General features: G+C 71.2%; 7 protein-coding genes. 4 read left to right on the forward strand and 3 right to left on the reverse strand.

All coding sequences use genetic code 11. The annotated features are described in order from the left end of the window. Positions 1-24 precede the first annotated feature (24 nt). Together ACWC1K_RS38845 and ACWC1K_RS38850 are read right to left on the reverse strand one after the other, a co-directional pair. Positions 25-1293 (reverse strand): sensor histidine kinase, encoded by a 1269-nt coding sequence (locus ACWC1K_RS38845; protein WP_450837684.1) that lies wholly within the window; start codon positions 1291-1293, stop codon positions 25-27. Then, complete coding sequence (locus tag ACWC1K_RS38850) at positions 1284-1937, reverse strand: response regulator transcription factor (protein WP_450837686.1); 654 nt, start codon at positions 1935-1937, stop codon at positions 1284-1286. The genes ACWC1K_RS38845 and ACWC1K_RS38850 overlap by 10 nt, the downstream gene beginning before the upstream one ends. A gap of 133 nt (positions 1938-2070) precedes the next feature. Between ACWC1K_RS38850 and ACWC1K_RS38855 the strand changes: the two genes are divergently transcribed. Further along, the gene (locus ACWC1K_RS38855) at positions 2071-2250 is read left to right on the forward strand and encodes a hypothetical protein (RefSeq protein WP_450837687.1); all 180 of its coding nucleotides are present in this window, start codon (positions 2071-2073) and stop codon (positions 2248-2250) included. A gap of 219 nt (positions 2251-2469) precedes the next feature. On the opposite strand, the gene ACWC1K_RS38860 is transcribed toward ACWC1K_RS38855, so the two are convergent. After that, a complete protein-coding gene (locus ACWC1K_RS38860; RefSeq protein WP_450837689.1) occupies positions 2470-2892 on the reverse strand; it encodes an Hsp20/alpha crystallin family protein in 423 nt (140 codons plus the stop codon). 894 nt (positions 2893-3786) lie between these two features. Between ACWC1K_RS38860 and ACWC1K_RS38865 the strand changes: the two genes are divergently transcribed. The 3 genes from ACWC1K_RS38865 to ACWC1K_RS38875 all read left to right on the forward strand — a co-directional run bounded on the left by ACWC1K_RS38865 (position 3787) and on the right by ACWC1K_RS38875 (position 9083). Beyond that, positions 3787-4170 carry a zinc-binding dehydrogenase gene (locus ACWC1K_RS38865; protein ID WP_450837690.1) on the forward strand — a complete coding sequence of 128 codons (384 nt, stop codon included), beginning with the start codon at positions 3787-3789 and terminating at the stop codon, positions 4168-4170. A gap of 261 nt (positions 4171-4431) precedes the next feature. Then, the gene (locus ACWC1K_RS38870) at positions 4432-7644 is read left to right on the forward strand and encodes a cytochrome P450 (RefSeq protein ID WP_450837691.1); all 3213 of its coding nucleotides are present in this window, start codon (positions 4432-4434) and stop codon (positions 7642-7644) included. Positions 7645-7883: 239 nt separating this feature from the next. Further along, positions 7884-9083 carry an MFS transporter gene (locus ACWC1K_RS38875; RefSeq protein ID WP_450837693.1) on the forward strand — a complete coding sequence of 400 codons (1200 nt, stop codon included), beginning with the start codon at positions 7884-7886 and terminating at the stop codon, positions 9081-9083. Positions 9084-9125 lie beyond the last annotated feature (42 nt).

A 9125-nucleotide genomic window follows, 5' to 3' on the forward strand; every position in this document is an offset into this window, starting at 1 on the left:
GCGGGGAACCTGCAAGCAACCTGACTACGTGCCCGCACGCGCGGCCGGGAGTGTCACCTCGACGTGACCGCGGCCGTCCGCGATGGCCCGGACCTCCGCACCGGCCGAGGCGGCGATGCGCCGGACCACAGGAAGCCCCAGCCCGTACCCTCCGCCACCGGTCACACCCGCTTCGAAGACCCGGTCGACCTCAGCGGGATCGAACCCGGGGCCGTCGTCCAGGACGTCGACCACGATGGCCTCGCCCTGGCTGCGTGCGGTGATCCACACACGGGACTTCGCATGCCGCAGGCCGTTCTCCAGCAGGGGTGACAGCAGCGACACGGCGACGTCGGGCGCCACGGCCACCTCTACCTTCGCCGGGAAGGCGATCTCGACCGCGCGGCTGCCGATCGCCCGCCGCGCGGCGGAGCGCAGATCGCAGCGGGTCCCCTCGTCCGTCCGTGCGCGCGCGGCGCGCAAAATCGTCGTGATCGCCGCATCGAGGCGGTCGACCTCGCTCAGCACCGCCTCCGGCACCACGTGCTCACCGGACAGCTGCGCCAGCTGCGCCTCGCCCCGCAGGACCGTGAGCGGTGTGCGCAGTTCGTGGGCGATCTCATCGGTGAGCCGTCGCTCGTCCGCCAGCGCGTTGTCAACGCGCTCCAGGAGGCGGTCCAGAGTCTGTCCCAGTTCCCCGAACTCGTCGCGGGGGACTCCGAGGTTGAAACGGCGCCCGGGCTCGTGATGGCCCCAGTCGTCGGCGAGAGCGGCCATCTCGTGCACGACCCGCAGCGCGCGGTGCACCACCAGGTGCGCGACACCCCCGGCGAGGACGATCGTGAGGCCGCCCAGAATCAACGACAAGGTCAGGCTGCGCTGCTCGGACGTCTCATAGGGCGTGAGGTCCACTCGGACGATCACCATGACGTGGTGGGCGTCGATCGGAACCGGCCGCGCGTACAGGAGGTAGTCACCGACGGACGCGGTCTGCGATCGTTCCGAGTCCGCCAGCTCCTCGACGCGCCCGACCATACTCGCCGGTACGTTCCCGTCGATCAGACTGCCGTCGGCGTACACCCAGGCGACCTCGTCCAGTGCCTCGCTGCTGTTCTCCGTGAGCACGACACGGCCACCCTTCGTGCTGACGTTCGCCGCGACCGCCTCGGCGCGCGTACGGGCCAGATCGTGCGCGTCGGCGTCTGTCACCCTGCTCAGCAGCACGTGCGAGACCACGACCAGGATCGCGACCACTGCGGTGGCGATCAGCACGGTGAGCGCGACGACGCTTCGGCGGAATCCCGTCACTGCCATCGGTAGCCCACGCCGCGGACGGTCGCCAGACGCTCGGCCACACCCAACGGACCGAGCTTGGCCCGCAGCCGGCGCACATAGGAGTCGAGGGTGTTGTCGCTGACCTGCGCTCCGTGCGGCCAGCCGGCGGCGACGAGGGCGTGGCGGCGTACCGCGTCGCCCTGCGAGGCGATCAGGCGGCCCAGCAGCCGGAACTCCGTCGGGGTCAGACTCATGCTCACCGAATCGTAGGTCACCACGTGCTTCGACGGGTCGAGGACGACCTCGTGCGGTGCGGCCGCGACGGTGGCCCGGCGCAGCAGGGCTCGGACGCGGACCAGCAGTTCCGGGATGTCGAAGGGTTTGGTCATGTAGTCGTCGGCGCCGGCCTCGAAGCCGCCCACCTTGTGATGCAGGCCGTCCAGGGCGGTGAGCATCAACACCGGCACGTCGACGCCCCGAGCCCGCAGGGCCAGGCAGACATCGCGGCCGTCGGCGTCCGGGAGCCCGAGATCCAGGACGACCAGTTGGGGCGCCGGTGCGAGCTGCCGCAGCAGGCTGTCGGCCGTGGCGGCGACGGAGACGGTGTGGCCGTCGTGTTCCAGGGCGCGCTTGAGGATGCCGCGGACCGCCGCGTCGTCTTCGCACACCATGATGAAAGCCACGTGCCGACCCTAGATACTCGGGTCCCAGTTCTCCATCTGCCCTGATCAGCCGCTTGCCGGTCGGACACGAGCGGCCGAGCTGAGGCTGCGGGGTGCCGGACGCGGGAGGACCACGACGGGTCGTAGGGACCCCGTGCAGGAGCACGTCGACGCCATCGCGCCAGGTCACCGCCCGCTCTTCGACCGGGTGGGCAGGCTGATCCTGCAGGAATTCCCGCCGGGGGGCGTAGCGCTGTCGTGCGGAATGCGCACCTACTGCGTCGAGAAGCGCAGGTCCGCGTACTCGGTCGAGGATCCAGGCCTGGGCTGCTGACCGCCGGCGTGGTGCACGTGGTCCCGCATCACGCGCACTGCCCCGACGCCGTCGTGTCGGTGGGGTGGGCCACTCGGATGCCCCCGATGACGATGCCCGCCAGGTGTCCCAGGGGGCACCTGGCGGCGCCCCGCGGTCGCAAATGCGCGTAGGAGCCAGAGACGACGTCAGGGCCCCGGGCTGGTGCCCGAGGCCCTTGAGAAAGGAGCCGCTGTGGCGTCAGCTGCCCAGTTCCTTGCGGTCGCTGCCGCCGCTGATGGCGATCTTGCGGGGCTTGGCCTGCTCGGCGACGGGGATCCGCAGGCTCAGCACACCGGCCTCGTAGGTGGCTTCGATCTTGTCGGTGTCGAGGGTCTCGCCGAGGAACAGCTGCCGACTGAACGTCCCTGCGGGCCGCTCGGTGACCACCGTATCGATGTTCTCGCTGTACGCCGGCTTGCGTTCGGCCTTCACGGTCAGGACGTTGCGCTCGACATCGAGATCGATCGACTCCGCGTCCACGCCCGGCAGGTCCAGCTCCACGAAGAACGTGTCACCCTCACGCCAGGCGTCCAGCGGCATGCCCGCCGGGTGCGCGGCCGTGCCCCAGACCCGCTCGACGAGCCGGTCAAGCTCGCGGAAGGGATCCGTACGCATCAGCATCTGTCATCCCTCCTTCACGTCGTTCCTTGCGTGTAATCCGCTCCACTTCTGATATAGCACCACGCCGTAAAGTTGCCAACTATCGGCTCAACTTTTTTCTGTTCTGAGCGGTGACCTGCCGCAGCCAGACCGCGTCCCCCTCCGGGTCGGCCGGTGAACACGGCCAGGCGGGTATACGGGGTGTCGCGGGAGAAGGTCGTCACCACGAGCACCGGGCCCCGAGCGTCAAGGGCGGCGAAGTCCCGGCCTCGGGGGTGCTCCCGTTCGCCCGCGCACCAGCGCCCGGGACGGAAGCGGTAGCGGGGCCCGGGATGCGGGCGCACCGCGCGCCACCCGTGCGGATCCACGCGGACCTCGTCCACGAACTCAAGTCGCAGGCGCACGCTGCGGCGCCGCGCCGCCGGCGCCCACCGCCACGGCAGGTGCACCACCAGGTCGCCGCCGTCGATGCGCAAGCCGCGTCACGATGCTCACCTGCCTTTCGGGTATCCAGGGCGCACCGCATGCCCCGCTCGCCTGCGGTGCGTCCCGGCCTCGGGGGTGCTCCAGTTCGCCCGCGGGGCACCGCGCCCGGGAGGGGTGCGGTACTCCCGCCAGGCGGCAGCCACAGTCCGCCCGCGAGTGCGTACACGCCCAGCACCAGCGCGATGACCACCGCGCCGACCTCCGGGCGCAGCCACAGCAGTGCACCCGCCGCCACCGACACGCCGGCCGAGGCCCGCCACCACCACGCGTGCCGCAACTCATGCCGCATCCGCGTGGCGACCCACAGCTCCAGGCAGCCCGTCACGATGGCCAGGCGCCGCCACGATCAACAGCGCCAGGGCCGTCGGACCCGGCCATACGGCCGCGATCAGTCCGGCCATCACTGCCGATCTCCCGCTCCACCCGACGGTGGACGGATTTGCCAAGGCGCCGGCGGAGGCCACCGCGGGGCAGGGTGTCGATGTCGCGTTCGACTTCGTCGACGTACCCGCCGCGCGCGCTCAGGCGGTTGCCGCGCTGCGAGCCGGCGGAGTCCTGGTTCTCGCGGGGCTCACTCCGGAGTCGATCGTCGTCGAGGACAGTACGGGGTTCAGCTTCCGGGGCCACCAGGTCCGCGGCCACTACGGCTCCGGGTTCGAGCACGTGGAGCAGCTCATCGGCCTGACCTCCGCCGGACGGATCGATCTGACCCCTTCCGTCACGGCTCACATACCGCTGGCCGAGGCCGCTGACGCCGCCGCCCGGCTGGAGAAGAAGATCGGCGACCCGATCCGGTTCGTGCTCACCCCCTGACGTCTGCCGGCCCCGGTTCATGGCGGGTCCGAGAAGTCCCTCCCGCGACGTGAGTCGCGGGAGGGACTTCGTGCGTTGCGGCGGGCCGGCAGAGGGGGGCGTGCCCCCTGCGGGGGCCTTGACCCCGGCGGACGGACCGGGCTTCGAATGGTTCCGTCAGGCGACTGTGTCAGTTGCCACAATCGATCGACATTGTCGAGTGACAATGTCACCCGTATAGTTCTGGACAGCGACAGCCTGTGCGGAACGAAAGGCATGCTCATGACCCACGAGACCCTGCGCGGAACCGAACCGATTCCCCAGCGTCCCGCCCTGCCTCTGGTCGGCCACGCGTTCGACATCCCCAGTGGTGTCGACGGCCTGCACTACGTGATGAAGGAGGCCAAGGAGCTGGGGCCGCTGTTCAAGATCCGCGTCTTCGGCAACGAGATCAACTTCGCCTCGGGCCTCGACCTGGTCACCGAGCTGGCGGACGAGAGCCGGTTCCGCAAGAACGTGCACCCCGACCTCGTCATCCTCCGGGAGATCGGCGGCGACGGTCTCTTCACCGCCTTCAACGACGAGCCCAACTGGCGCAAGGCGCACGACGTCCTGATGCCGGCGTTCTCCCTCGGCGCGATGCGCGGCTATCACGACACGATGCTCCAGGTCGCCCGTGAGCTGATCGGCAAGTGGGACCGGGCGGCGGGTTCGGAGCCCGTGGACGTCGCCGACGACATGACGCGGCTGACGCTCGACACGATCGGCCTGTGCGGTTTCGGCTACGACTTCGAGTCGTTCAGCCGTCAGGAGCCGCACCCCTTCGTCACCGCTCTGTCGCGGGCTCTGGGCTTCGCCCAGGCCAAGGGGGAGTCCATCCCCGGCACGGAGCTGTTCAAGTGGAAGCAGACGGAGCAGTTCCGCAAGGACGTCACCCTGATGAAGGACCTGGTCGACGACGTGATCCGGCAGCGCCGGGCGTCCGGCGACCAGAGCACCGACGACCTGCTCGGGCGCATGCTGCACACCCGCGACGCGGTGACGGGCGAGCCCCTGGACGACGTCAACATCCGCTACCAGGCGATCACGTTCCTCATCGCCGGTCACGAGACCACCAGCGGCGCCCTGTCGTTCGCCCTGTACTACCTGACCAAGCACCCCGAGGTTCTTGCCCGGGCCCAGGCCGAGGTCGACGCCCTCTGGGGTGACGCCGACGCCCCCGAGCCCGACTACGGGGACATCGGCAAGCTGACGTACATCCGCCAGGTGCTCAACGAGGGCCTGCGGCTGTGGCCGACGGCGCCCGCCTTCGCGGTGGAGCCGCTCGAGGACACGGTCATCGGCGGGAAGTACGCCGTGCGCAAGGGCGAGTCGATCCAGATACTCATCCCGCAGCTGCACCGCGATCCCGCCTGGGGCGAGAACGTCGAGCTGTTCGACCCCGACCGGTTCCTGCCGGAACGGGAGGAGGAGCGCCCGGTCCACCTGTTCAAGCCGTTCGGCAGCGGCGAACGCGCCTGCATCGGCCGCCAGTTCGCGCTGCACGAGGCGACGCTGGTCCTCGCACTGGTGATCCACCGCTACCGCCTGATCGACCACACCAACTACCAGCTGAAGATCAAGCAGTCCCTCACCCTCAAGCCCGACGAGTTCACCCTGAACCTGGCCCGGCGCACCAGCGGCGAGCGTCGCCTGCCCGCCGTCTCCGCGAGCGCCGGCCCCGCCGCCGAGGGCCGCCCCGCCGTCCGGCGCGCCACCGGAACCGCGCTGACCCTGCTGCACGGCTCCAACCTGGGCACCTGCGCGGGCATCGCCCGCGACCTGGCCGAAGACGGCGACGAGCGAGGCTTCGCCCCGTCCGTCGCGCCCCTCAACGACGCCGTGGGCAGGCTCTCCCCCGGCGACGGGCCGGTGGTGATCGTGGCCGCCTCCTACAACGGCAGGCCCACCGACGACGCCACGCAGTTCGTCGCATGGCTGGAAGGACTGGAGCCCGGCGCACTCGACGGCCTGAAGTACGCCGTGCTCGGCGTCGGCGACCGCAACTGGGCCGCCACCTACCAACGCGTCCCCACTCTCATCGACGAACGGCTCACCGCCGCGGGCGCCACCTCACTGCTGGAGCGTGGCGCCGCGGACGCCGCCGGCGACTTCGCCGGCACGGTGGACCGGTGGACCGGGGACCTGTGGACCGCCCTGCTGGAGCGGTACGGAGCCGCCGGAGACGTACAGCAGACCGAGCAGGCCGCCGACGAGGACACGGCACTGTACGAGCTGGAGGACACGACCGACTCGGTCATCGGCGGGCTCGCGGCACGCCACGGCGTCCAGCCGATGGAGGTGCTCGACGCGTACGAACTCGTCGACATGAACCATGGGCTGGGCCGCTCCAAGCGGTTCCTGAGGCTCCGGCTGCCCGAGGGCGTCACCTACCGCACCGGCGACCACCTGGCTGTCCTCCCGAGCAACCCGCGCGACCTCGTCCAGCGCGTGGCCGACCGCTTCTCGCTCGACCTGGACCGTACCGTCCGGCTCCGCGCCCGCCGCCGAAGCCGTAGCGCCCTGCCCGTCGACCGCCCGCTGACCCTGCGCCGCCTGCTCACCGACTTCGTCGAACTGCAGGATGCCGCCACCCGGGAACAGGTCGCCGTGCTCGCCGAGCACACCGCCTGCCCGCCCGAGAAGCGTCCCCTGGCCGAACTCGCGGCGGCGGACGAGGAGACGTTCCGCGAGCAGGTGACCGCCGCCGGGCTCGGCCTCCTGGACCTGCTGGAGCGCTACCGGGCCTGCGAGCTGCCGTTCGAGGTCTTCCTGGAGCTGCTGCCCGTCCTGCGCCCGCGCCACTACTCCATCTCCTCGTCCGCCGCGGCGGCACCCGGCGAGGTCGACCTGATGGTGTCGCTGCTCGCCGCGCCCCACCGCTGCGGCGAGGGCACCTTCCGCGGCATCGGCTCGCACTACCTGCAGACCGTGAACGCCGGCGACACCGTCCAGGCCCGGGTGCTGCCCTGCAGCGAGGCCTTCCGTCTGCCCGAGGACGACTCCGTACCCGTGATCCTGGTCAGCGCCGGCACCGGCCTGGCCCCCTTCCGCGGGGCCGTCCTCGACCGCCACCACACCAAGTCGACCGGCACCCTGCTGTGCTACTTCGGCTGCGACCACCCGGACGTCGACTACCTCCACCGCGCGGAGTTCGAGGCGGCCGAGGCAGCCGGAGCCGTCAGCATGCGCCCCACCTTCTCCTGCGCCCCCGAGGACGGTGCCCGCTTCGTCCAGGACCGCATCGCCAAGGAGAGCGAGGAGGTCTGGGCGGCGCTGGAGGCTGGCGGACGCGTCTACATCTGCGGCGACGGCCGCCGCATGGCTCCGGCGGTACGGGAGGCGTTCATGGCGATCTACCGCAAGTACACCGGCACCGGTGACGACGAGGCGAGCGCCTGGCTGGACGCCTTGATCGAGTCCGGCATCTATGTCGAGGACGTCTGGGCCGGCTGACGGCAGACCACCCGGTGTGCGGTGGCCGACGTCCACCGCACACCCCACTGAGCGACAGGGCCACGGACACACTCCCCCCAAGGTCCGTGGCCCTGTCTTCTACCCCCGCGTCCCTCTGCTTTCACCCGTGCCCGCCCCTCCCGAACTCATGAGGTTCCCATGCTTGTCGTACGCTCCGCGCCCCGCCGGGGGCCGCTGGCACTTCCCGCACTTCCCTACTCCCCGCTGAGGAGCGGCCGGTGAACGCGCGCAGCGGTTCCGCCCTGACCTTCGGCGTGGCGGTCGCCCTCATCGCCGGAGTGACCCTGGGGAACGGCGGAGCGAACGTGATGCCCGTCTTCGTCGACGACTTCGCCACCCGCTTCGCGCTGTCGGACTCCACCGCAGGGCTCGTGGCCGCGACCCAGCTGATGGCGACCGCCGTCGTCACCCTGCTGCTGGCCAAGCGGGCGGCGCGCCCGGGGCGGGTACGGATGGCCCGTCTGGGCCTGGCCGTCTCGGGCGTCGGCTTTCTGGGCGCGGCGACGGTCACCGACCCGGTGAGCCTGGTCCTGGCCAACCTCGTGCTCGGCGCGGGGCTCGGCGCGGTCTACGCGGCGGCCACGGCCGCGCTCGCCGCCACCGACGACGCCGACAAGGCCTCCGCGGTCACCATCTCCGGTGTGGTCGGTGTGACGGCGCTGCTGATCATGGGCGTCCCCGCGGCCAACCACGACCTCGGGGAGGGCACCGGCTTCCTGCTCATGGCGCTGTGCTGTGTGCTCGCCTGGCCGCTGCTGCGCCGGCTCCCCGACGGCGCGTCCGGTCCCGCGGCACCGGACGCCGGCTCCTCCGGCACGGAAGGGGCGGCCTCGGCAGGACCGACAGTCCTTCTGCTCCTCGGCACCGGGCTCCTGTGGGCCGTCACGCAGGGCGCGTGGTCGTACGCCTCGGTGCTGGGGCGTCAGCACACCGCCATGTCGCACTCGGCCGTGTCGGCCGTCCTCGCCGTCTCCAGCGTCGTGGCACTCGTGGGCGCCGTGGTGGGGCCCCTCTGCGCGCGGCACTTCGGACGCATGCGGTCGATGGCCGCCTTCGTCACGGCGCAGGCCCTCGCGATGGCGGTCCTGATCGTCACCCACGACCCGGTCGTCTTCACCGTCGCGGCTGTCCTGTGGCAGGCCTGCCAACTGGCCGTCCTGGTGCAGATGCTCGCCGCCGCGGCGCTCATCGACCCGACCGGACGCCTGGTGGCCTCCCTCAGCGGGGCGGGTGCGCTGGGTACCGGCGTCGGGCCGCTGGCCGTCGGCGCCATACTCGACGGTGCCGGGGCCGGCGTACTGAGTCTCGTCCTGGCGGTCGGTACCTTCGCCGCCTCGCTGCCCCTGCTGAGGATGACGGTGGCCAGCGGGGAGGCCACCGCCGAACAACCGCAGCCCGGGCGTGTGCCGACGGTCTGAGGACGTCGTCCCGACCAGGCCCAAGCGGCCGCTGCCCCTGAC

It is taken from the genome of Streptomyces sp. NPDC001492 (assembly GCF_053597275.1).